The sequence below is a fragment of the Ruegeria lacuscaerulensis genome (genome assembly GCF_013034685.1).
In the GTDB taxonomy this organism is placed as follows: domain Bacteria; phylum Pseudomonadota; class Alphaproteobacteria; order Rhodobacterales; family Rhodobacteraceae; genus Ruegeria; species Ruegeria lacuscaerulensis_B.
Window position 1 is genome coordinate 195,444 of sequence record NZ_WQGO01000003.1, and the last position, 22,742, is coordinate 218,185.

24 protein-coding genes are annotated in these 22,742 nt (G+C 59.7%); 15 read left to right on the forward strand and 9 right to left on the reverse strand.

Features of this window, described 5'->3' with window-relative positions; all coding sequences use genetic code 11:
• Positions 1–42: 42 nt before the first annotated feature.
• Genes GOV80_RS08625 through GOV80_RS08645 form a run of 5 tightly spaced genes read left to right on the forward strand, consistent with a single transcriptional unit; the run spans position 43 to position 3,260 of the window.
• Positions 43–645, forward strand: coding sequence for a VOC family protein (locus GOV80_RS08625; RefSeq protein WP_170784028.1), 603 nt, complete (start codon positions 43–45; stop codon positions 643–645).
• On the forward strand, positions 642–1,130 hold the full coding sequence (locus tag GOV80_RS08630) for a GNAT family N-acetyltransferase (RefSeq protein WP_170769157.1): 489 nt from the start codon (positions 642–644) through the stop codon (positions 1,128–1,130). Before GOV80_RS08625 ends, GOV80_RS08630 begins: the two co-directional genes overlap by 4 nt.
• A 45-nt stretch (positions 1,131–1,175) precedes the next feature.
• Complete coding sequence (locus GOV80_RS08635) at positions 1,176–1,856, forward strand: molecular chaperone DjiA (protein WP_170769158.1); 681 nt, start codon at positions 1,176–1,178, stop codon at positions 1,854–1,856.
• Between the two features lie 5 nt (positions 1,857–1,861).
• On the forward strand, positions 1,862–2,851 hold the full coding sequence (locus tag GOV80_RS08640) for an endonuclease/exonuclease/phosphatase family protein (RefSeq protein WP_170784030.1): 990 nt from the start codon (positions 1,862–1,864) through the stop codon (positions 2,849–2,851).
• 37 nt (positions 2,852–2,888) lie between these two features.
• Entirely contained in the window at positions 2,889–3,260 is a 372-nt protein-coding gene (locus GOV80_RS08645) for a hypothetical protein (RefSeq protein ID WP_170784032.1), read from the forward strand.
• A gap of 3 nt (positions 3,261–3,263) precedes the next feature.
• On the opposite strand, the gene GOV80_RS08650 is transcribed toward GOV80_RS08645, so the two are convergent.
• The 5 genes from GOV80_RS08650 to GOV80_RS08670 form a co-directional block, all read right to left on the reverse strand.
• Entirely contained in the window at positions 3,264–4,808 is a 1,545-nt protein-coding gene (locus GOV80_RS08650; RefSeq protein WP_170784035.1) for a Ppx/GppA family phosphatase, read from the reverse strand.
• 49 nt (positions 4,809–4,857) lie between these two features.
• Positions 4,858–5,547, reverse strand: a complete 690-nt coding sequence (locus tag GOV80_RS08655) for a P-loop NTPase family protein (protein ID WP_170784037.1) — start codon at positions 5,545–5,547, stop codon at positions 4,858–4,860.
• Entirely contained in the window at positions 5,548–6,621 is a 1,074-nt protein-coding gene (locus tag GOV80_RS08660; RefSeq protein ID WP_170769163.1) for an AI-2E family transporter, read from the reverse strand. It abuts the gene before it with no gap.
• A 90-nt stretch (positions 6,622–6,711) separates the two neighbouring features.
• Positions 6,712–7,686, reverse strand: coding sequence for an isopenicillin N synthase family dioxygenase (locus GOV80_RS08665; RefSeq protein ID WP_170784039.1), 975 nt, complete (start codon positions 7,684–7,686; stop codon positions 6,712–6,714).
• Positions 7,686–9,050 carry an FAD-dependent oxidoreductase gene (locus tag GOV80_RS08670; protein ID WP_170784041.1) on the reverse strand — a complete coding sequence of 455 codons (1,365 nt, stop codon included), beginning with the start codon at positions 9,048–9,050 and terminating at the stop codon, positions 7,686–7,688. Before GOV80_RS08670 ends, GOV80_RS08665 begins: the two co-directional genes overlap by 1 nt.
• Before the next feature lie 167 nt (positions 9,051–9,217).
• Here GOV80_RS08670 and proS point away from each other — a divergent pair, with 167 nt between their 5' ends.
• Both proS and GOV80_RS08680 read left to right on the forward strand, forming a co-directional pair.
• Complete coding sequence (gene proS / locus GOV80_RS08675) at positions 9,218–10,558, forward strand: proline--tRNA ligase (protein ID WP_170769166.1); 1,341 nt, start codon at positions 9,218–9,220, stop codon at positions 10,556–10,558.
• A complete protein-coding gene (locus GOV80_RS08680) occupies positions 10,542–11,432 on the forward strand; it encodes a glycosyltransferase family 2 protein (RefSeq protein ID WP_170784043.1) in 891 nt (296 codons plus the stop codon). The genes proS and GOV80_RS08680 overlap by 17 nt, the downstream gene beginning before the upstream one ends.
• On the opposite strand, the gene GOV80_RS08685 is transcribed toward GOV80_RS08680, so the two are convergent.
• The gene (locus GOV80_RS08685) at positions 11,429–11,785 is read right to left on the reverse strand and encodes a hypothetical protein (RefSeq protein ID WP_170769168.1); all 357 of its coding nucleotides are present in this window, start codon (positions 11,783–11,785) and stop codon (positions 11,429–11,431) included. The genes GOV80_RS08680 and GOV80_RS08685 overlap by 4 nt on opposite strands.
• 324 nt (positions 11,786–12,109) lie before the next feature.
• Here GOV80_RS08685 and GOV80_RS08690 point away from each other — a divergent pair, with 324 nt between their 5' ends.
• The 3 genes from GOV80_RS08690 (at position 12,110) to GOV80_RS08700 (ending at position 15,136) form a co-directional block, all read left to right on the forward strand.
• Positions 12,110–13,096, forward strand: a complete 987-nt coding sequence (locus tag GOV80_RS08690; protein WP_170784045.1) for a DUF6492 family protein — start codon at positions 12,110–12,112, stop codon at positions 13,094–13,096.
• 65 nt (positions 13,097–13,161) lie between these two features.
• Positions 13,162–14,457 carry a lipoprotein-releasing ABC transporter permease subunit gene (locus GOV80_RS08695; RefSeq protein WP_170784047.1) on the forward strand — a complete coding sequence of 432 codons (1,296 nt, stop codon included), beginning with the start codon at positions 13,162–13,164 and terminating at the stop codon, positions 14,455–14,457.
• On the forward strand, positions 14,450–15,136 hold the full coding sequence (locus tag GOV80_RS08700; protein ID WP_170784049.1) for an ABC transporter ATP-binding protein: 687 nt from the start codon (positions 14,450–14,452) through the stop codon (positions 15,134–15,136). The genes GOV80_RS08695 and GOV80_RS08700 overlap by 8 nt, the downstream gene beginning before the upstream one ends.
• On the opposite strand, the gene GOV80_RS08705 is transcribed toward GOV80_RS08700, so the two are convergent.
• A complete protein-coding gene (locus GOV80_RS08705) occupies positions 15,120–15,557 on the reverse strand; it encodes a DMT family transporter (protein ID WP_170784051.1) in 438 nt (145 codons plus the stop codon). The genes GOV80_RS08700 and GOV80_RS08705 overlap by 17 nt on opposite strands.
• A 92-nt stretch (positions 15,558–15,649) precedes the next feature.
• Here GOV80_RS08705 and GOV80_RS08710 point away from each other — a divergent pair, with 92 nt between their 5' ends.
• A complete protein-coding gene (locus tag GOV80_RS08710; RefSeq protein WP_170784053.1) occupies positions 15,650–16,054 on the forward strand; it encodes a c-type cytochrome in 405 nt (134 codons plus the stop codon).
• Positions 16,055–16,056: 2 nt separating this feature from the next.
• Here the strand turns inward: GOV80_RS08710 and GOV80_RS08715 are convergent, their stop codons facing one another.
• Together GOV80_RS08715 and GOV80_RS08720 are read right to left on the reverse strand one after the other, a co-directional pair.
• The gene (locus GOV80_RS08715; protein WP_170784055.1) at positions 16,057–16,743 is read right to left on the reverse strand and encodes a hypothetical protein; all 687 of its coding nucleotides are present in this window, start codon (positions 16,741–16,743) and stop codon (positions 16,057–16,059) included.
• A gap of 41 nt (positions 16,744–16,784) precedes the next feature.
• Positions 16,785–17,447, reverse strand: a complete 663-nt coding sequence (locus GOV80_RS08720; RefSeq protein ID WP_170784057.1) for a DNA-3-methyladenine glycosylase I — start codon at positions 17,445–17,447, stop codon at positions 16,785–16,787.
• Positions 17,448–17,835: 388 nt separating this feature from the next.
• Here GOV80_RS08720 and GOV80_RS08725 point away from each other — a divergent pair, with 388 nt between their 5' ends.
• The 4 genes from GOV80_RS08725 (at position 17,836) to GOV80_RS08740 (ending at position 22,674) form a co-directional block, all read left to right on the forward strand.
• Entirely contained in the window at positions 17,836–18,786 is a 951-nt protein-coding gene (locus GOV80_RS08725; protein ID WP_170784059.1) for an ABC transporter substrate-binding protein, read from the forward strand.
• Between the two features lie 10 nt (positions 18,787–18,796).
• Positions 18,797–19,846, forward strand: coding sequence for a betaine/proline/choline family ABC transporter ATP-binding protein (locus tag GOV80_RS08730; RefSeq protein ID WP_170784061.1), 1,050 nt, complete (start codon positions 18,797–18,799; stop codon positions 19,844–19,846).
• Positions 19,843–21,903, forward strand: coding sequence for an ABC transporter permease (locus tag GOV80_RS08735; RefSeq protein ID WP_170784063.1), 2,061 nt, complete (start codon positions 19,843–19,845; stop codon positions 21,901–21,903). The genes GOV80_RS08730 and GOV80_RS08735 overlap by 4 nt, the downstream gene beginning before the upstream one ends.
• Positions 21,904–22,008: 105 nt before the next feature.
• Positions 22,009–22,674: an NnrU family protein gene (locus GOV80_RS08740; RefSeq protein ID WP_170784065.1), complete on the forward strand. Its 666-nt coding sequence runs from the start codon at positions 22,009–22,011 to the stop codon at positions 22,672–22,674.
• The last annotated feature ends 68 nt before the right edge of the window (positions 22,675–22,742 follow it).

Here is a 22,742-nt window from a genome sequence, read left to right on the forward strand (position 1 = left end):
GCTAGAAAGTCTTCGATGAAGACTTTCTAGCAGGGGGCACCTATGCAACTGGATCATCTGGCCGTGGCGGGCGAGAGTTTGGAAGAGGCCACGGCCTATATTGAACGAGCGCTTGGCGTCGCCCTGCAGGAAGGTGGCAAACACGAGGCGTTTGGAACGCATAACCGGCTACTAGGCTTGGCCGAAGGGCTGTATCTGGAAGCAATCGCTGTCGATCCCGATGCTCCCAACCTTGAACGTACACGTTGGTTCGATCTGGACCGGTTTCAGGGAACCCCGCGCCTGTCCAATTGGATTTGCCGCGTCCCCAGTATCGGAGCGGCACTGGATATGTTCCCCGATGGTGTCGGGCAACCCATTGATCTGGCCCGAGGCGCCCTGCGGTGGCAGATGGCAGTTCCGCCCAGCGGGCGTTTGCCGTTCGACAACCTGTTTCCTGCGCTTATCCAGTGGCAGGGAGACCTGCACCCAGCCCGGATGTTGCAACATAGTGGTTGTCAGCTGAGGCGGTTGGTGGTCATGCATCCCGAAGGGTTGGAACTTGCAAAACTGGTGGGCCAAATGGATCGCGTGGTGTTTGATACCGGCCCCGCCGCGCTGAAGGCCGAGTTTGAGACGCCGCATGGCCTGCGCGTGCTGGAATGATCATTCGCCCTGCGCAGGTTTTGGACGCCGCGGCCATAGCTGACATCACTAATGCGATCATCCGAGACACTTTGATCACCTTCACAACGGATCAAAGGAACGTCGAGAGCATCACAGAAGATATCTCCGGGCGTGGCCCCGCTTTCTTGGTGGCCGAGCAACACGACAAGGTGCTGGGTTTTGCCACTTACGCTCCGTTTCGGTCTGGTCCCGGATACGCGCAGTGCCGCGAGCATTCCATTCAACTGACCTCTGCCGCGCGCGGGCAGGGTGTCGGGCGCGCGCTGATGAATGCTTTGGAAAAAGTAGCAAGAACCCAACAGGTGCATGTTCTGGTCGCGGGGATTTCCTCGGCCAATCCTGGTGCGATGGCGTTCCATACGGCGATGGGGTTCGCCGAGACCGGTCGGATGCCCGAGGTGGGCTTCAAATGGGGAAAACGGCTGGATCTTGTGCTGATGCAGAAAATTCTGACACCGCAGTGATTGGTCGCACCTGACACGGGCGAATTCAGAGGGTAGGGTGCCCTCATGTCGATCTGGACCCGCATATCCGACGCGCTCAGCGCGCTTGCCCAAGGCGAAAGCCTTACGGCTGTTTTCGAAAAGCTGCGCACGCCGCCAGAGCGTTCGGTCGCGTTTACGATCGCTGTTATCGCGCTCGGGGCCAAGATGGCCAAGGCCGATGGTCAGGTAACGCGGGATGAGGTCACGGCCTTTCGCGACGTCTTTCAAATCGCACGCGAGGACGAAGCCGACGCGGCCCGCGTTTTCGACATGGCCCGGACCGATGTTGCCGGCTATCAGGAATACGCCCGCAAGATCGCCGGGATGTTCGCCGATGACAGCACCACCTTCTGCGACCTGATGGAGGGGCTGTTTCACATCGCCATGGCCGACGGGTTCTATCACCCCAACGAAAACGAGTTCCTGGAGGAGGTCAGCCGGATTTTCGGTCAGACCGAAGCTCAGTTTCTGGCCCTGCGCGCGCGGTTTGTACCGGATGCGCCGAATGACCCTTACACGGTGCTGGGGGTGCCTCGGGATATGCCTTTGCCAGATATCCGCAAGATTTGGCGTCAATTGGTGCGCGAAACCCATCCCGATGCGATGATGGCGCGTGGTGTCCCGGAAGAGGCGATCCGGTTGGCGGAGAAAAAGATGATCGACATCAACCGCGCCTGGGATGAGATCAACGGCGCGCGAGCCTGACCGAGATGCGGCTGGCGACCTACAATATCGAATGGTTCGCCAATCTGTTTGACCGCAAGGACAGGCTGATTGTTGATGACAGTTGGTCTGGCAGGCAAAATATTACCAAAGCTCAACAGGTCGAAGCCATCGCTAAGGTCCTGACTGCGGTCGACGCGGATGCGATGTTGATTGTCGAGGCGCCAAATACCGGCAAAACTCAGAACAGCGTGCGCGCCCTGCAAGGGTTTGCAGAGGCGTTTAATCTACGCACCAGCCATGCGGTGATGGGATTTGCCAACGATACGCATCAGGAACTGGCGCTGCTCTATGATCCTGCGGTGCTGACGGTTCGTCATGACCCAAAAGGGACCGGGTCAAATGATGCCCCTCGTTTTGATGGGGCGTTCCGAATTGATCTCGACATTGACGCCACCGAAGACCTTGTCGAGTTCTCAAAACCGCCGATGGAGCTTGCGGTGACGACGTCCGATGGAGCCAGTTTTCGCCTTATTGGCGCGCATCTCAAATCCAAAGCCCCCCACGGAGCAAGTAGCCGGGACGAAGCGATCCGCATATCGATTGCCAACCGGCGCAAACAGCTGGCGCAGGCAGTGTGGCTGTCGCGGCGCGTTCGGGCGCATCTTGAGGCGAATGAGCCGGTCATTCTGTTGGGCGATCTCAACGACGGGCCGGGACTGGACGAATTCGAAAACCTGTTCGGGCGATCCTCGGTCGAGATTCTGGTGCAAACGGGATTGTTTGATCCCCATGCGGTTTCGGCCCACACAGAAACGCCACCGTCAACGGCCCGTTTCGCGCGGCCGGCCGATGGCGGTTTTCTTGAGGCCCTGCTGGACTACATCATGATCAGCGATGGTTTGCGGGCGCTCAACCCGCGCTGGCGGATTTGGCATCCGTTCCATGACCCGGCATGTTTGGCCGCAAAGGAGTTACACGACGCGCTTCTTACGGCCTCTGACCACTTTCCGGTCACGTTGGATATCGACCTGTGACCTTACATGCGCGGTATTTTCGCCTTATATTCTCACCATGAGACATTTCATCACGATCTGCGCAATTTCCACGGCGCTCAGCACGCCTGTTCTTGCCGAGGACGAGCCCGGCCCATCACTGATGGAGCAGGGCGCTGAATTGTTCTTTGAAGGATTGCGGAAGGAAATGGAACCGGCGTTGGATGAATTGCTAGGGCTGGCCGACCAGTTTGGGCCGGCAATGCAGTCCTTTATGGCCGAAATGGGTCCGGCTTTGGGCGATCTGGCTGCCGAGATCGAGGATTGGAGCGCCTATGAGGTGCCTGAAATCTTGCCCAATGGGGACATCATCATCCGCAAAAAACCGGAACCCCCGGAAGTTGCGCCGCAGACGCCACCCGAGGCACCCGAAGGTGAGATTGATATCTGAGGTTCAGCCTTTAAGCACGATCCGGGTTTCGGATTTCAACGCAGTTGCCAGAGAATTCAGCCGTGCCTCGGCCACTTCGCTGAACAAGGCGGCAGCGGTTTCGGGCAAGAACAACTCAAGCTGGCGTTTCTTGGGGTAAAAGCGCAGCTTGCCCATGGTAGCGTCGTTCTGCATCCACAACATTGCACCAAAGCGCATGGCCTTGCCCAGAATCTCGGCCTGTTTCTGGCCGTTTTCGTCCAGCAACTCGTATAGCGGCGCAAAGCGGGTGTCCTCGCGCTTGTTGCGATAGCGGTGCTGCAAAGCCAGCCCGATAAATACCCGTTCCGAGTGTTTCAGCCCGCCCAGATTGGCGCGGGTGACATAGTCGAAGCAAGTCTCTGCCCGGTAGTCGGGATGGGCGCGCCAGCTAACGTCATGCAGCAGACAGGCCGCCTTGATTAGCCGCACCCGCGCTGGCGGGGCAGATTTGAACAGGGGCATCACGAAGTCGAACAGGTGTTTGCCGAAACCGGGTAGGCGCGCATCCTTGGCCTCGGAAAACCGGCTGGCTTCGATCAGCGGATCACGGTCGCGCAGAATTTGGGGCATCTGTTCGTACAGCAGCCCCTCGCGGATACCATAGCTTGAGATCGCAATATCCTTGGGCTTGAAGGTGCGCAGCAGCCGCGCGAGCACGTCCATCGCGTAAGGGATCAACGCCATGCGCGAGCTTGAGACACCGGCGCGATTGCGCAGTTTCTCGGAGTCGCCTTTTTCGATGAACTTGATCGTTTCATGTACCTGCTTGGTTGTCATGCGGTATTCATGCAGAACGTTCAGGGGATAGCCCCGACGCAACATGTCCAGACGCGCAAAGGCCCGCCAACTGCCGCCGACCAGAAACAAACGATCCCTCTGTGGGCCAAGCCGGTCGCGCAGGTCCTCCATCGTTTCCTTGATATGCGCCTTGCGTGCCCGGCGACCACCTTTAATGTCGCGCAGTTTCAGCGGACCAAGGGCTGATGTCAGGCGGCGGCCTACGTCTCCCTCCCCGATTTCGGCCAGTTCCATCGAGGACCCGCCGATGTCGCAGATCAACCCATAGGCACCGGGCCAGCCTAGCAGGACGCCTTGGGCAGACAGGCGCGCCTCTTCCCCGCCATCGATGACCGAGACGGTCAGGCCGGTCTCGGCATGGACGTCCTTGCAGAAGGCTGGGCCATCCTTGGCTTCGCGCACGGCGGCGGTGGCAACCACGTGCAGGCCGGGCAGACCCAGATCATCTGCCAGTTGGGCAAAGCGGCGCAGGGCGGCCAGGGCGCGCTCTCGTCCGCGCGGATTGAGCCGCCCGGTCTCGGACAGACCTGCGCCCAGCTCACACATGACTTTTTCGTTGTAGAAATAGGCGGGCGAGCGCGCCGCGCCGTCAAAGATCACCATCCGGACCGAGTTTGACCCGACATCGACAACGCCGACGCGCGACAGAGCGCGGGCCTCGGGGTTGTCGAATAGCGGCTTTCCGAAAGGTCCCCAGTCGGGGATGTCGGTCTCGACGGTCTGATCCATGTCTCTTCCAGATATTCCGTGCTTAGAATGCGAAATCGTTCGTTGCGGGTCAATCGCCGGATGCGACTTCGGCGGGGTCCGAATTGAGAACCCGTACAGCCAGCGCGCGGGTAATGTCGCGTTTCTCGGTCAGGGCCAGCATATCAAGCTGGGCGACCACGTCGGCAGCTGTTTCAAACCGACGGTCCATATGTTTGACGAGGTACGAGATCACCTCGGGGCCGGGGTTCAACTGCCGGTCCACGAATAGTTTGGCCAGTACCGCGCCCAGTAAGGCATCATCGGGCGGATCCAGCGAAACGTGATGCGCGCCTTCGATCCTGCTTTGCAGATCGGGCAGGGGCAGTTCCCAGAATTTCGGAGCCAGACGCCCGGTCATAAGCAGGGCATTACCTTCGGCCAAAGTCAGGTTGTGCAGGTGAAACAGCGTTTTTTGCCGTTCGGCATCGTCGGCGATCATGGGCACATCTTCGATGGCAATCGGAGTTTGGGCCAGTGCGGGAACATCTTCGTGGCGCAGATCGGTGGCATGCAGAATACGCCCGCCGGTTTCCGCCGCCCAAACATGGGCCAGATGCGTCTTGCCTGAACCGGCGGGGCCGCTCAGGACCAGCTTGTTACCCGGCCAGGACGTTGCCGAGATCATGGCGACCGCTAGCGCGTTTGCGGGCGAGACGAAAAAATCCTCGCGCCCCAGCGCAGTTTTGGCTGGAAGATCGAAGTTCAGTTGGCGAGCCATTCAGTCGTCTTTCTGGTTCAAGCCTTCCAGGCCGGTATACAGTCGGCTGTCCAGATAGACCGAGGTGCAGAACCGTGCAAGAACCCCCAGCGCCGCTGCGACCGGAACTGCCACCAGCATTCCGACAAAGCCAAACAGCGCTCCAAACACTGACAGGGCCAACAACAGCCAGACCGGATGCAGCCCGACCGAGCTGCCGACCAGCTTTGGAGTCAGGAAATTGCCCTCGGTCACCTGACCGACCGCAAAAATACCCGCGACAAGCGCGATATGCGCCCAATCGCCCCAGAACTGGAACAGCGCCAGACCGATGGCCAGCGATCCTCCGATCAGGGCGCCCAGATAGGGGATGAACGTAACCAGCCCGGCGATGAACCCAACGATTAGTCCGAACTGCAGACCGACAGCCATCAGCGCGACCGCGTAGTAGGTGCCCAATATCAGGCAGACCGTGCCCATGCCGCGCACAAATGAGGCCAGAACATCGTCGATTTCACCCGCCAGCCGTTTGATGGTCGGGGCGTGGTCACGGGGCAGCAGCTCTCCGATCCGGGCGATCATGCGATCCCAGTCCAGCAGAAGGTAGACGGCCACAACGGGCACGATCACCAGCAGGACAACGACGTTGATCGCCGACCCGAGCGAGGCGGCGACGGACTGAAGAACATCCCCGGTTTTGGATTGCAACGTTTCACCCAGCGACACCAGGAACTGATGCGAACTGGATTGGGTATCAAGGAGGGAAGGGAATTTTTGTTCGACAAAGCCGCGCAGTTGTTTGACGAGGCTTGGCATGAACTCGATCAGATCAATCAACTGCGTCACCAGCGCAGGAACCACCATCAGGATCAGCAGGACAAAACCCAAAACCCCAACCACGGTGATAAGCCCGGTGGCGGCCATCCGGGACAGGCCAAAATTTTCAAGACGGTCGGCGACCGGATCAAGGAAATAGGCAATGGCCCCGCCGATCACAAATGGAAGCAAGACATCGCCAAGGGCCCATAACATCAGCACAAATACGGCAGCGACGATGCCCCAATACCTAAGCTGATCCTTCACCGGCAAAGCCATGGCTGTCCCCTTTTTGCGGCGCTTGCCATCGTTCTTGGCGTATGCAGCACGGTGATGCAAGTGCTTCATGCACGGGATATTTTCAGCCTGTCAGTCTTGCAACGTTCCCAGTTCCGGCGTCGCCTCATCCGCAATTTCATCGGGCCAGTTGGTTCGCCATATTTCGGCCGACCAGTGACCGCAGTGAACAGCCGGGCGGTCAAAACCGGGTTGCGGCTCCAACAAGGGCGAGACAACAACGTTATGGCGTGGCACCGCGAAATAGGGAAACGAGTACCGTTCTTGTCCAGATCGGTTCACGACCCGGTGTGGCGTGGATTTCAAGCGCCCACCGGACCATAGTTCCAGCATGTCACCGATATTCACGACAAACCCGCCCGGCGGGCAGTCCGGCGTGATCCAGCCACCTTCGCGGTTCTGAACCTCCAGCCCTCCAACTGGGTCTGGCGCGATGATGGTCAGCGCGTCGGTGTCCTTGTGCGGGTGGATGCCATAGCCGCCTTCATCCGGAGCCTGCGGCGGGTAATGCAGCAGAGTCATGTTGGTCATTGGATCGACAAAGGCATCGCGAAGGGCGCGCGCGGGCAGGGGCAGGCCGACCTCTAGCGCGCCCAGCAGATGATCGGCCACCGCATCCAGTTTCGACCAATAGCCAAGTATCGTGTCGCGCGCGCTATCCACGCCCTTTGGCCAGAGGTTAGGGCCATAAAGTGCGCAGTCCTGCCGGATCGGTGCATCGGGGGCCACGTCATAGTGTAGCTTGTAGCCTTCGTATTTGTCGGCCTTGCCTGATCCGTCATTGGGGGTGAAGAACCCCATTGGGATATATCCACGATAGTTCTCGCGCGTGATCGCCTGATCCCATTTGGCGCTTTCCTCGACCGCAAAGATATCGCGCACGCAAGCGCGCACGGCGTCTACAGTATCGGGGGAAATGCCCGTGCCGGTGATCGACAGAAAGCCGATCCCAGTGCAGGCGTCCATGATTTGCTGAACGGTTCGGGCATAGTCCGGGTGCGCAGGGTCACGCAGAGGCGAAATGTCGATGGTCGGGATATGCTGCATCAGTGAATCCGCACGCCCTGACGGTCGAGTTCTTTATGGACGGGGGCGAGGTTCATCGTGTCGACCTCCTGATTGCTTTTCAGCGACAGCGCAGCGGCGATGCCTGCGCCTTGGCCCATGACAGCGCAGCAGGCCATGTTGCGTGTGGCGGCATGGGCCACTTTGTCGGCTCCGTGGGAACGGCCCGCTACCAGTAGCCCTTTGATTCCCTTGGGGAGCATCGAACGATAGGGCACCTGCATGTACCGCCCCGTGGTGGGCAGGATTAGGATGCCATAGCCGTCAATGAATTCGGGGTAGATGCCGATCGTATCTTCGAACCGGCCCTGATGGCGGGCGTCATCCTCGGTCATGTTGTAAATCGCGTCGATCTTGCGGGTGTCGCGGATGCCGATGGTCATTCCGAAATTCCGCAGCCGCGCGTTTTCGCAGCCCGGCATGAAGCGCCGCAGTGCCTCGATGGCCAGCATCGACTGACGGCGGCCCTCGATCTCGCCCCGTGTCAGGCTGTCGGGATCTGTTCCGTCGATTTCGGCCAGATGGATGAGGTTCATATAAGTCAGCTCACCAGTGTCATGCATCGCGCCCCACGTGCCAGCGATGGTGTTCAGGTGCGGCGGGATCATCCCTGCATCTATCGCCTGTTGGAAGGGTTTGTGAACGAAGGGCGAGAACATGTCGTCCTCTTTGCCTGAGGTCTCGATGTTCCATTCACCGCCGCCGCCCCAGTCCTTGTAGGTCTGCGGATCGGCCTTGACGCCTTCCATAAAGGCGCGCTTGTCGACACCGGCCAGATGGAACATGACCGAGGCCGCCATCATATCCTCGCGCGCGGTTTTGTGGGTGGGCGCACCGGCGCGGTGGGCGACATCGGCGTCGCCGGTGGCGTCGATCACGACGCGGGCCAGAATCGCCTCGCGACCCGCTTTGGATTCGGTGATGATGCCGGTGATCCGGTTGCCGTCCATGATCGGGGCCACGAACTGACGGTGCAGCATGGGATGCACGCCGGCCTCTTCGACCAGCTTGTCGGCCACCAGCTTGAACCCTTCGCTGTCCAACTCATAGCTGAGCGATTGGCTTTCTGGCACCGCCGCGCCCATCTCTTTGGCGCGGGTCTCGAACTCCATCCCGATGCCGCCTGCCTCGACTGTTTGTTCATGGCGATACCAGGCGAACCCTTCGACCCCCACGGCGGTGATGTTGCCACCCATACAGCCGAAGCGATCGACCAGTGACACCTCGGCCCCGGCGCGCGCGGCGGCCAAAGCGGCGGCCAGCCCGGCGGGGCCAGAGCCCACGACCAGAACATCTGTCTGGTGAACAACAGGAATTTGACGGGCGGGTTCCGAGATTGTCTGCATCGGGGCCTCATGTTTTTACATTCCTGTCACATTTGAGATTCCTGACTGGCGGGTCAATAAAAAATGCGACGGGCCCGGGGTCGCAAAAACGCCATTGCGTGATTGCCCCCGGCGAGGCTTTGGCATAATCACCTTGCAGCGAAATTTTCACCTTCGAAGGTCCTCCCATGCGCCTGAGCCGTTACTTTCTGCCCGTTCTCAAGGAAAACCCGTCTGAGGCCCAGATCGTCAGCCACCGGCTGATGCTGCGCGCGGGCATGATCAAACAGGCATCCGCCGGGATTTACTCGTGGCTGCCGATGGGCTTCAAAGTGCTGCGCAAGCTGGAAAACATCATCCATGAAGAGCAGGCGCGCGCGGGCCACATTGCGATCCAGATGCCGATCATCCAATCGGCGGACCTGTGGCGCGAATCCGGGCGCTATGATGACTACGGTCAGGAAATGCTGCGGATGAAGGACCGGCATGACCGGGATATGCTGTTCACGCCCACGGCTGAGGAACTGGTAACCGATATCTTCCGCGGCCACGTCAACAGCTACAAAGACCTGCCGCTGACCCTGTACCAGATCCAGTGGAAGTTCCGCGACGAAATCCGCCCGCGTTTCGGCGTTATGCGGGGGCGTGAGTTCTACATGAAGGACGGATACAATTTCGACCTGACCAAAGAGGAGGCGCTGCACGCTTATAACCGCCATCTGGTCAGCTACCTGCGCACCTATGAGCGTATGGGCCTGCAAGCCATCCCGATGCGCGCCGATTCCGGCCCCATCGGTGGCGATGACACGCATGAATTCCTTGTGCTGGCCGATACGGGTGAATCCGAGGTCTTCTATGACAGCGCTGTCACCGACCTGAGTTTTGGCGACCGCTTGATCGACTATGATGACCGCGCGCAATGTCAGGCAATCCTCGAGGAGTTTACCTCAAAATACGCACGCACCGACGAAACCCATGACGAGGGGCTGTTCAACCAAGTGCCGGAAGAGCGCCGCCGCGTGGCGCGAGGGATCGAAGTGGGGCAGATCTTCTATTTCGGGACCAAATATTCCGAGGCGATGGGCGCGACCGTTCAAGGCCCGGATGGCAAGCCGACCCCGGTTCACATGGGCAGCCACGGCATCGGCGTGAGCCGCCTGATCGGCGCCATCATCGAGGCCAGCCATGACGACAAAGGCATCATCTGGCCCGAAGGCGTAACCCCGTTCCATTGCGGGATCGTGAACCTGAAACAGGGCGACGAAGAAGCAGACGCGGCCTGTGACAAGCTCTACGGTGCGCTGACTGCGTTGGGGCTTGAGCCGCTCTATGACGACCGCAACGAGCGGGCAGGCGGCAAGTTTGCCACCATGGACCTGATCGGTCTGCCATGGCGCATCACCGTTGGCCCGCGCGGGTTGAAAAACGGTGTGGTTGAACTGACCTGCCGCCGCTCGGGCGAGAGCGAGGAACTCAGCCCCGAGGCCGCCGTCACCAAGATCGCCGAGATCTATGAGCAAATCGGCTGACACCGACGCGCCGCTGATCTCGGTCATCACGGCGACGCATAACTTGCTGTCCCAAGGGCGGCAGGATAGCTTTCGCGAAGTGATCACCTGTATGGCTCGCCAGAAATGTGGGCGGGCCGAACATGTCATTCAGGACGGGGCCTCGACCGACGGCACAGTTGCCTTTCTGCAAGAGGTCACTGCAGACGCGCAGCGGACTCGCGTGATCAGCGAACCGGACCTCAACCTCTATGACGCGATGAACAAGGGGGCAGGGGCCGCGAGCGGCCAGTATCTGCTGTTTCTGAACTCCGATGACTCGCTGGCCTCGGATAACGTCCTGAACATTGTGGCCGACCGGCTGATAGCGAGCCAACCCGATTTTTTGTATGGTTCGACCTTGCGCAGGTTCGAGGATGGGACAGAAAGCCGCGAAAAGCGCATGTCGCTGACTGCGATCCTGCAACGGATGCCGTTCTGCCATAACTCAGTCCTGATCCGGCGCGACGTGTTTGCGGCGCTGGGCGGCCATGATCCGCAATTCCGCGTGGCGGCCGATTATGACCTGATGCTGCGTATGATCACGGCCGGGTATCAGGGCGAACGGATGGATGAGCCGATCTCGATGTTCTGGGGGCGCGGGGCCAGCAGTGATACGGATGTGACGGCCCGTGACTATGCGCGGGTCTGGATGAAGTATTACGACAGGCGTAAAGCCGCGCGTGACTTGACCGAGGATGATTTCTGCCGGTTCTACCATCGCGGTCACATGCCCGCGAAACTGGTCCTTGGGCGCTTGATCGAACCGGGAACATGCGCCGGTATCAAAGCGGCGGCGCGCCACAGCCTGTGGAAGACCACGCGGCGTTCAGTCCAGTTCTGGCGCAGCTTCTAAGCGCCGTTCACCGAAGGTCGGGCGGCTAGCAGGTCTCCGGTTTCACTGTCGCGGGCAACAACGATGGGGCGTCCCATCCGTTGCACCAGATCGCGAAACTCCAACCCCAGAAACCGCAGCCCGCAAATCCGTTTTGCCGTGGCGATCTCGGTGACACACAGCCGACCCTGTCGGAAGGCCAGTTGATACCCCTTGTCTTTCAGAATATCGGTGAGGCTGTTCCAACTTGCAGCACTTGCAAATAAAGGTCGGATCGCGGCCCTCAGCAATGCGGCCGTTTCACAATCCAGTTCTGTTGATGCCTGCCGGGCTGAAATGACGCCCGCTTCTTCTTTGTTTAGTCGAATACTCATGAGCGACCCCCGCTCCTACAAATGTATTCCCCCACAGTCAGGGTGACAAAGTTTCGCAAAATAATCAAAAATCGAAATTTTGTTCCGCGCGATATGTTGCATTTTGAGTTCAGTCGATCACGCAAACCTAGCATTGACTACATAGCTGAAACAGTTGCGCGATGTCTGTGAACGGTGTCACAACCCTTGGTGTGTCTGACGGATGTCCACTTACGCTCTGATTGATCGAGCCCTTCAGCAGGCAGAGCTGATTCGGGCGTTGGGTTGGTTGGAACCAAACGGGATTGCTGATAGAGGGGCGAAAACCTTGAAAGGGTCCACCTGGTGCTGAGTTTCGCAACGGTCGTATATTCCAAGGACTTCCCTCTGCTGGAACTTCAGGCGTTATCCTTCGCCCGGTTTGTTGACCCGGCGCAGGTCGGGTCGGTCCATGTGATCATGAACGACGTTGATGAAGGTACGTTGCGGCATCAGATCGAGCCGATCCTACCTGCCTACGGAGCGCTGCAAGACAAGGTGCGCGTCCTCAGTGGAGACGATGTTTTATTGGGGGCCGGTCATTGTGCGCGACGTCCGGTTCTGGATCGTGTGCTGATCGAGAACCGCTTTCGCATTCCGCTGATCCGCAAGGGCGGGTGGCGTGGCAACAATGGCTACCGCAATCAACAGATTCTGAAACTGGGCGCGGCGCGGGTCGCGGCCTCCGAGAATATGGTCATTCTGGACACCAAGAACCTGTTTCTGCGCCAGTTTGATGAGGCAGAGTTCTTTACGCCCGGTGGCGCGGCGCGCATCCCGTTCATTGACATTGAAAGTGATTTTCACCGCAACTGGCTGCTGCAAAGTTTGGATGCCCTAGGTGCGCCACGGTCTGATCCAGGGCAGATCAAGACTACAACCTTTGCCACGCCGTACCCTGTGCGCCGGTCGCTTGTCCTGTCTCTGCTGGATGAAATCAACGCGCGCTACGGCTCGGTTCAGGCCTTGTTCGCGTCGCGCAGGCGGCCCTCAGAGTTCATGCTGATGAACGCGTTTTGCCTGAAATCCCCCGACGGATACCCGCCCTGGTTCGAAGAAACCGAGTCCACAGCCATCGGGCTCTGGCCTACCTATTCGACCGAAGTGCTGACGCAGTTGCTGGGACGGCTGGATGACCCGCGCACATTGACGCTTGGGTTGCACAACCGTGCCATCGCAAACCTGCCCCAGGATTTGCGCGACCGTGTTTTTCACGAGCTTGAGGCGCGCAGCATTTGCGACCGCAACCGGGCCGAGGCCGTATTGCAGCAAACCGCCGCCCTGTCGGGATAACGCACGGCTTGACCATTCGGCCAAATGCCGAAAGGGTCACGTCCAACAAAAACACCGGAGCAGGTATGGCCAAGACACCCCCGCCTTTTGCACCTTTTGAATGGAAAATCGCCTGGCGATACCTACGCGCGCGCCGCGCCGAGGGGGGCGTCAGCGTAATGACCTGGATCTCGCTGATCGGGATCACCTTGGCCGTGTTCGCTCTGATCGCCACGTTGGCTGTTCGATCGGGTTTCCGTGCCGAGTTTGTGGGCACCATTCTGGGGGCCAACGCGCATGTGACGGTTTTTTCGGCTGGGAATTTTGATGCGCAGGGGCGCGTAGATCGGACCATTGAAAACTACGATCAGGTGGCTGACAGGATCGGGCAGGTGCCGGGCGTTCAACGGGCGGCACCTTTGGTCAAGGGGCAAGTGCTGATCACCAACCGCGACCGCAGCAGCGGTGTCGAAGTTTTTGGGATACAGCCGGACGACTTGTTGGACCTGCCGGGCATCGCCGAAAGCGATCAGGCGGTGGGCGATCTGTCGGAATTCCAGAACGAGGAATTCGTCATTGCGATCGGTTCGGGCGTGGCGCGCAGTATCGGCGCTACAGTAGGGGATACAGTCAAGCTGACCTCGCCTAACGGGGTAAAGACGGCTTTTGGAACCTCGCCCCGCGTAAGCGCCTATCGGGTGGTCTATGTGTTCTCGGCCGGGCGCTATGACATCGACCGCACCCGCGTGTATATGCCGTTCGAGCAAGCGCAGACCTTCTTCAACCGCGAAGGTGTCGCCGATGAGATCGAGGTTATGGTGGATGAGCCCGAGAATCTGACACCCATACTGATCCCGATCCTTGAGGCCGCAGGCGACCGCAGTCAGATCTGGACCTGGCAGGACGCCTCGGGCGGGTTCCTGCGCGCGCTTGAGGTCGAGGACAATGTGATGTTCATCATCCTGTCGATCCTCGTACTGATTGCGGCGATGAACATCGTTTCGGGTCTGATCATGCTGGTCAAGAACAAGGGGCGAGATATCGGCATCCTGCGCACCATTGGCCTCAGCGAGGGGTCTGTCCTGCGCGTGTTCTTCATCTGCGGGTCATTTACTGGCATTATCGGCACCACGATGGGTGTGGTGCTGGGTTGCCTGTTTGCGATCTATATCGACCCGATCTTCAGCTTTGTGAATTTTGTCATGGGCGGCGGGGTCTGGGATCCGTCGATCCGGGGCATCTATGCGTTGCCTGCTGAATTGCACCTGTCCGATGTGCTCAAGGCGGTCGGGCTGTCGCTGGGCCTGTCCTTTTTTGTCACCTATTTCCCGGCCCGTCGCGCAGCGCGGCTGAACCCGGTTGAGGCGCTGCGCTATGAGTGATGTGACATTGCGGCTGAACGGCCTGACCAAAACCTATCTGCAAGGCACACCGGGCGAGGTGCAGGTGCTGCGCGGCGTCGATCTGGACCTATGCGCGGGCGAAGCAGTTGCACTAGTGGCGCCCTCTGGGGCGGGCAAGTCGACGTTGCTGCATATTGCCGGGTTGCTGGACACGCCCGATAGCGGCACCGTTGAGATCGCGGGGCAGAGCATCGCAGGCAAAGGCGACCGCACCCGCACCGCGCTGCGGCGGCAGGATGTAGGTTTTGTCTATCAGTTCCACCATCTGCTGCCCGAGTTCACAGCGTTGGAGAACATCACCCTGCCGCAACTGGCCAATGGTGTCTCCGAGAAGGCCGCACAGGACAGGGCGATGGCACTGCTGGACCGTGTGGGCGTTGCGGCGCGCGCGGATCACCGCCCGGCGGCCCTGTCTGGGGGCGAGCAACAGCGGGTCGCCTTTTGCCGCGCGCTGGCCAACGCGCCGCGCGTATTGTTGGCGGATGAACCAACGGGCAATCTGGACCCCGAGACCTCGGATCAGGTGTTCGATGCGCTGATGGCATTGGTGCGGGACGAGGGGCTGTCGGCCCTGATCGCCACGCACAACATGGATCTGGCTGCCCGGATGGATCGCAAGCTGCGGCTGGATGGGGGTATTCTCAAGCCAGTTGTGTGATCGCCACCCCGGCGGCCATCACTGCGATACCGCCTGCGCGGATCCATGTCAGCGGCGTGACCTGCGCTCCGAACAAGCCGAAATGGTCAATGGCAGCGGCGCTGATCAACTGCCCGATCAGCACGAAGAACACTGCGTTGCCCACGCCAAAATGCGGGGCGACGTGGGTGATCGACAGGACATAGAAGGCAATCAGCACACCGGCCAGTAGCAGGTGTTTGGGGGCTTCGGCGATTTTGGACAGGGCCCCAAAGCCGGGAAAAACCACCATGACCGCTGCTGAGGCCGCAAAGGCGATGGCAAACAGAACCACCGCCGCCGTGGTGGGTGAGCCGATCATCTTGCCCAAAGCCGCGTTTAGCGCGGCTAGAATGGGCACTCCGACCCCGGCGGCCAACATGATGGCTGCATATTGTGTCATGGCCCGTATCCTTTGGTTGCGTTGATCTGGATCATTGCGCCAAGCCTCGCCTCGGGCAAGCCTGCAAATGTCAATCGGGACAGGAGGATGCGATGATCAGAGCGATTGTTGGGGGTGTTTTCGTTGCGGCCGGGATGATGGCGTCGCAGGCCGGTGCGCAGGATGTCGAAGAGGGTGCGCAGCTCTACCAGCATTATTGCGCAACATGTCACGGGATCGATGCCACCGGGCATGGTCCGATGGCCGGAGTTTTAGTTATTCAACCCGCAGACCTGACAACACTTGCCAGCGATGATGGCACGTTCCCGGTCGCTCGTGTCGTTTCACGGATCGACGGGCGCGACCCGCTGGTCAGCCATGGCAGCCCGATGCCGGTCTATGGGCCGTATTTCGACGGGCAGGACACCTCGATGAAAACGCCACAGGGGCAGCCGATCCTGACAAGCCAACCGATCGTGGATCTTGTGGCCTATCTTGAGACATTGCAGGGCAACTGAGCCTAGCGGCATATTCCTCCGATTTTGGCCTCGGACCACGGGATGACAACCGCCCGCTCGGCCCGCTCACTGGGCAGAGGGGCCAGATCGAAATGCGCGCCCAGCATTTCATGCAGTCGCTCGGTGCGGGGCGCAGTTGGGTCCAGGGCGCGGCAGCAGACATATTCCTCGACAATGGCACCTTGCTGTTCGAACCCGTAGGACAGGAAATCGGACGAGGTCGCCAGATCGAAAAGGTAGGGGTCTTTGTTACCGCCATGTTCTGCCGCTGCACGCAGGGGATGATAGCCCGTGGTCTTGCGGTTCTGCCACTGCCAGACATGGGTCAATTCATGCGCCAGAAGCATGGCAGCGATCAGGTTCATCTCTTCGGGGAAATCGGACATGTAGTCCTCAAGATACCAATCCTGTGTGAAATAAACCTTGTTGAACAGGGCTACGGCGGCCGGTTTTGCCGTCACCACGCCTTCTTCCTGCGGGGGCAGGATACGCTCGCGACATGCCAGTCGCGGACGTTCCTTGCGGTAAAATGTGATCGGGGCAACCGGTGCCCCTTTGACCAGACGGACTGTGCCCACATCCAGCGTATCGCCCTGAATGGCGCTGGCGAATGCGACCTCCTGATCGGTCAACGGACGACCGCATGAGGTCAATAATAATGCAGACGTCATCAAAATAAGGCGCAACATGTTCGCAGCTTAATCCTTAGCTTCTGCTCTGTAATCTGTTTTCAAACGCTCATTGCCAATACGCGGCTGATTTCGGTCAGGGACCGGCCTGATTGATCCATCCATGTGTTAAACGCCTCTTGCACTGCTGCCATCGCTTTCTTCGAGGTGGGTGATTTGTCGATCACCCCTTCGGCAATCAGGCGCGCAGTGACGTCCTGCGACAGGATGAAACTGTCCCGCCCGGCAAATCGCATCGCATATTGTGCCGAGGCCCCGCCCAACCGCGATCCCCGTTTGGCCAACATCGCAAGCAACCCAACATAATCCGTCGAGGGCCACCCCCCAAGCACATGCCCCGCTCCGCCTTCCTGCCGAAGTTCCAGAAGAAACGCCGCGTTGTCCCGGACGGTTGCGATTTTGGTGCCGTTTCGGACGATTCGGGTGTCGGTCAGCAGGGCGTCGAATTTCTCATCATCCATGAAGGCGCATCTGCCCACGTCGAACCCGTCAAAGGCGGTCTCGAACCCGTCCCATTTGTTTTCAATGACTTTCCAGTTAAACCCGGCCTGAAAGACGCACTTGGTGATCACCGCAAGCCAGCGGTCTTCGGGCATCGCGGCCAGTTCCTCCAACGGCTTGGGCTTGGTGAGTTTTTCGCCCAGGGCACGCGCGCCGCCATGACGGTCTGCGGCGATTTGAAAGAGTTCGTCGAAATGGCGCATCAGGGTCCTCCGACTCAAAGGTCGCGCTTTGATGGATGGGTTTCAAGCCCTCACAAACGCAGTGTGAAAACGGGCAAAGACAAAAAAGTTGCGTTTGGGCAAAAGAAATACTCGACAAAGCAGGTGGTTTGGGTTTGTGATTGACTGATCAATCAATATCCCGCTCGAAAAAATGTGATAGACAGAAAGGGCGAGGGTATCCTGCACGTATCAGCAGGGGGGACAGGCAGATGGACCTTACGCGTGATTTCCGCGCCGGGCCCAACTGTTCGCTTCCCTTTTCCGGCTGATTTTGTGCATGTTGCGGCATGGCAATGTCGTGAATCAAACGCTCTGGCCCGTTTTCATGTGCGGCCGGACGAACACAAAGAAGACAGGGAGAATGTCGATGAAGAAACTGAGTGTAAGCCTTTTGGCCATGACCGTCGCCGGATCGGCCTATGCCGCCGATATGGGCGCCGTGGATGAGCCGATCAAACTGGCCATCAACGAATGGACCGGTCAGCACGTGACGACGCATGTGGCCGGCGAGATGCTGAAAGCTGCAGGCTATAACGTTGAATACGTTACCGCGGGCATGATGAACCAGTTCCAGGCGCTGGCCGATGGCGATATCGACGCAACGCTAGAGATCTGGTCTTCGAACGTATCGGATGAATACGCCAAGAAAGTCTCCGAAGGCACCGTGGTTGAGATCGGTGATCTGGGTCTGGATGCCAAGGAAGGCATCGCATACCCTGCTCACGTGGCAGATTTGTGCCCCGGTTTGCCTGCATGGGAAGCTCTAAAAGACTGCGCGCAGGTCTTTGCGACGGCAGAAACACTGCCTGGTGGCCGTCTGGTAGACTATCCGGCTGATTGGGGTACGCCGGGTGCTGACCGCATGACCGGTTTGGAACTGCCGTTCAAAGCTGTTCCTGCCGGGTCGGAAGGCGCTTTGATTGCCGAACTGCGTGCCTCGACCGAGCGGAAATCACCATTGCTGATCACCTTCTGGCAACCGCATTGGGCGATGTCCGCCTATGACGTGCAATTCGTTGAGCTGCCTGCCGGTGAAGAAGCCTGTTTCAACGATCCCGCATGGGGTCCGAACCCCAACGCGGTGAATGATTGTGACTTCTCGCCCTCGCGCATCTTCAAGGCCAGTTGGAGCGGCATGGAAGACAAGTGGCCCGCAGCTTATGAAATTCTGACCAACTATCAGTTGGCAGTCGAAGATCAGCAGCCGATGATGGGCGCGATTGACGTCGACGGCGGTAAGGTCGAGGAAGTCGTCGGCGCATGGATGGCAGAAAACGAAGGCAAGTGGCGTCCGGTTGTTGACGCGGCAACTCAGTGAGCCTGCCTAAGTGACTGACGCACAAACACCAGCCATTGCCTGCCAGAATCTCTGGCAGGTCTTTGGCCCCGGTGCAGAAAAGGCCCTGACCGACGCGCTGTCTCGGTCAGGGAATGACGCCGACAAAGCCGCCACAGACTTGCGCGAACGCGGGTTCATCCCCGCCGTGCAGGATGCCAATTTCGAGGTCAAAGAGGGCGAGCTTTTCGTTATCATGGGCCTGTCGGGTTCGGGTAAATCGACGCTGATCCGCTGTATCTCGCAATTGCTGCCCGGCACGGGTGGAGAAATCCGCGTGGATGGCGAGAACGTTATTGGAGCCTCGAAAAAGGTACTGACGGACCTGCGCCGCAAAAAGCTGGGCATGGTGTTCCAGCATTTCGGCCTGTTCCCCCATATGACCGTCGCCGAAAACGTGGCCTATCCGCTGCGTGTTCAAGGCGTTGGTAAAAAGGAACGTCTGGCCCGCGCGCAAGAGGTGATCTCATTGGTCGGCCTTGAGGGGCGCGAAGACAGCTTCCCACGGCAGCTATCGGGCGGTCAGAGGCAACGTGTGGGCATCGCCCGCAGTCTTGCCGTGAACCCCGACATTTGGTTTTTGGATGAGCCGTTCTCGGCCCTCGATCCCCTGATCCGTCGTCAGTTGCAGGACGAATTCCTGCGCATACAGGCGACGTTGAAGAAATCCATCGTCTTTATCACTCACGATATCCAAGAGGCGCTGAAACTGGCCGACCGCATCGCGATCATGCGCGATGGCAAGATCGTGCAGATCGGCACGCCCACCGATATCGTGCTGCGCCCGGTTGATGACTATGTACGCGAATTCTCGAAAGACGTCGCCAAGGGCCAACACGCCAAGGTCGCCTCGGTCATGCGCGACGAGTCCGAGCGTGGCCCGGACGATCCCGGTCTGACAACCAGTATGACATTGGACGCTGCGCTGGCGCATTGCATGGAGCTGTACGAACCGGTGCCAGTGCGGGATGAGGCGGGCAATATCGTCGGCACGGTTCACCCGTCCGATCTGGCTGCGGCGCTGCAGGTGGATGAGACATGACGGCGATCACGGACATCCCTGCACAGGCGCGCCTGACGATCGGAGCCAAGGCGGCACTGATTACTGTTGTCGTCGGCGCGCTGTGTCTGGCGCTTGAGGGTATTGCCCCGTGGCTGGTTAAATGGCCCACCGCATGGGAGTTGCCGGCGACGCAGTGGGTCGGAGCCTTCCTCGACTGGTTCCTGAACGGCATCAAACCGGCGATGCGGTTGTTTTCCGACCTGATGACCTATCCGATGGATGCGGCGAATTTTGTTCTGGCAAATACGCCATGGCCGATCCTGATTGGGCTTGTCACCGCGCTGGGCTGGTATCTGGGCGGGCTGCCCATGGCGGCGCTGGGGTTCTTCGGCCTCAGCTTCGTGCTGGCCTCGGGCTATTGGACTGAAAGCATGAACACTCTGGCGCTGGTGGCCGTTTCGGTCCCAGTGGCGCTGGTTGTGGGTGGAGGGATCGGCATTCTGGCCAATGAGATCCCCCGCGTGAAAAACTTTGTTCAAGCCGTGCTGGACGTCATGCAGACCGTGCCGACCTTCGCTTATCTGACGCCTTTGCTGCTGCTCTTTGGTTTTGGCCCGGTGGTGGGTTTGATCGCGTCGGCCATCTACGCGGCACCGCCCATGGCGCGCAACGTGATGCTGGGCTTGGAACGGGTCGAGCCCGAGATCAAAGAGGCCGCCATCATGTCCGGTGGCACACGGTTCCAGCAGCTGTTTCAGGTGGAAATCCCGGCAGCGGCAACGCAGATCATGGTCGGTGTGAACCAATGCCTGATGGCGGCCTTGTCGATGGTGATCATCGCGGCCGTGATTGGTGGCTTCAACGACATCGGGTGGGAGGTCCTGCTGACCATGCGCAAGGCGCAGTTCGGCGAATCCCTGATGGCCGGTCTTGTGATCGTGGTGTTTGCTGTCGTCATTGACCGGATGAGCGGAATGCTCGCCACCGAACGCAAACGCTATGACCAGCGAGTCGTCTGGGCGGTGCTGGGCTTTACTGTGCTGTTCACTGCGGCCTTCTGGCTGTGGCTGCCGAACCCCTCTGAACTCACCCTGCTGGACCCGCTAGCCGGGGCCATCGACAGTGGCTTGACCGCCTTCACTCAGGCCAACGGCCCTTGGCTGGATGCGCTCAAGAACAACTCGCTGTTCTATGTGCTGCTGCCACTGCGGATTGGTCTCGACCAAGCGGTGCTGCCGTTCACATGGGGCTTTCAGTGGACACCGGGCATGAGCTACGGCCTGTTCGCTGCGGCTGCTGTCATCGCTGCGCTGATGGCGTGGCGTGGGCACCTGACCGGAGGGCTGGTTGTGCTGATCCTGATCGGCATGTTGGAAACCGGCATTGCGAACCTGCCATGGCCGTTTGTCCTAACCGGTGCCGCTGCCCTCAGCTATGTTGCAGGCGGCTGGCGACTGGCTGCGCTGTCAGTGGGGCTGCTTTGCACCATCCTTGTCTCGGGCCTGTGGGAGCGTGCCTTGTTGTCGCTCTACCTCAGCGGTGCGGCGGTGTTTTCCTGTGCCGTGGTCGGCGGGCTGATTGGTCTGGCCAGCGCGGTTTGGGAACCCGTTTGGAAAATCGTACGTCCGATCTGTGACATGCTGCAGACGATCCCTCTGTTCGTGTTCCTGATCCCGGTGCTGATGGTGTTTCAGATCGGTGAGTTCTCTGCCTTTCTGGCGATCTGCGCTTATGCGATCGTGCCGATGATCCGCTACACGCGGCACGGCTTGGTCAACACCCCAGCTGAGATGATGGAGGCCGCCATTTCCAGCGGCGCGACCGAGTGGCAGATCATGCGCGACGTCCGCGCGCCCTATGCCGCGCCGACCATCCTGCTGGGGCTTAACCAGACCATCCTGTATGCTTTTGCGATGCTGGTGATCGCGGCGCTGATCGGCACCACCGGTCTTGGCCAATCTATCTATCTGGCACTGGGTCAAGCAGATGTGGGGCTTGGCATCTCGGCAGGCGCGGCCATGGCCATACTTGCGCTAATTGCAGACCGTATGGTGCAGGGCTTTGCCGAGGAACGCCGCAAGGCGCTGGGCCTGTAACAAAGGGCAGGCGGCGGCGCGACCGCCCCGCCTGCCACTTGATTTCGGACAAAGACGGCCCCATCCAACGGGGCTAAACCGGACGCAACAGGTTCGGAGCATCTTATGACCGGTTGGGTTCTTTTCCTTGCAGCGCTGATCACCTTTCTGCTGACACATGCCATCCCGGCGCGTCCCGCCGTACGCGGGCATTTGATCACGGCGCTGGGGCGCAAGGGGTACTTCGCGGCTTATTCCGTGCTGTCACTTCTGGTTTTGGGCTGGTTGATTATCGCTGCCGCCCGGGCGCCGTATGTCGAGGTAATCCCGCCTTGGGCGCTTTTCCGCTGGGTGCCTTTGCTGGTCATGCCGGTGGTTTGCTGGCTGGCCGTCTCCGGGATGGCGATCCAGAACCCGTTCTCGTTCGGCGGGCTGGGTCAGCGCGCGTTTGATCCGGAAAACCCGGGCATCCTGAGCAGCACGCGCCATCCGGTGCTGGCGGCGCTGATGCTTTGGGCGCTGGCGCATCTGCTGGCCAATGGCAGCCTGTCGCATGTGATCCTGTTCGGACTGTTTGGGGGTTTTGCCTCGATGGGTATGGCTCTGATCGACCGGCGCAAATCCCGGGAGATGGGCATCGAATGGGTCCGTCTGTCCCGTAACACCGCGCGCTTTTCCCTGCGCGCCCCGCATCCCTGGCCGCCCCTTTGGGTCTGGCTGGCCTCACTTGCTGCTTTTGCGGTTCTGCTTCACCTGCACGCAGCTGTGATCGGGCTTTCTCCGCTGCCGTAGCGCAGAAGAGTGGCCGGACCGCATCTTGCGTGCTATCTGGAATGTCACAGTTTTACGACGAGGGTCCC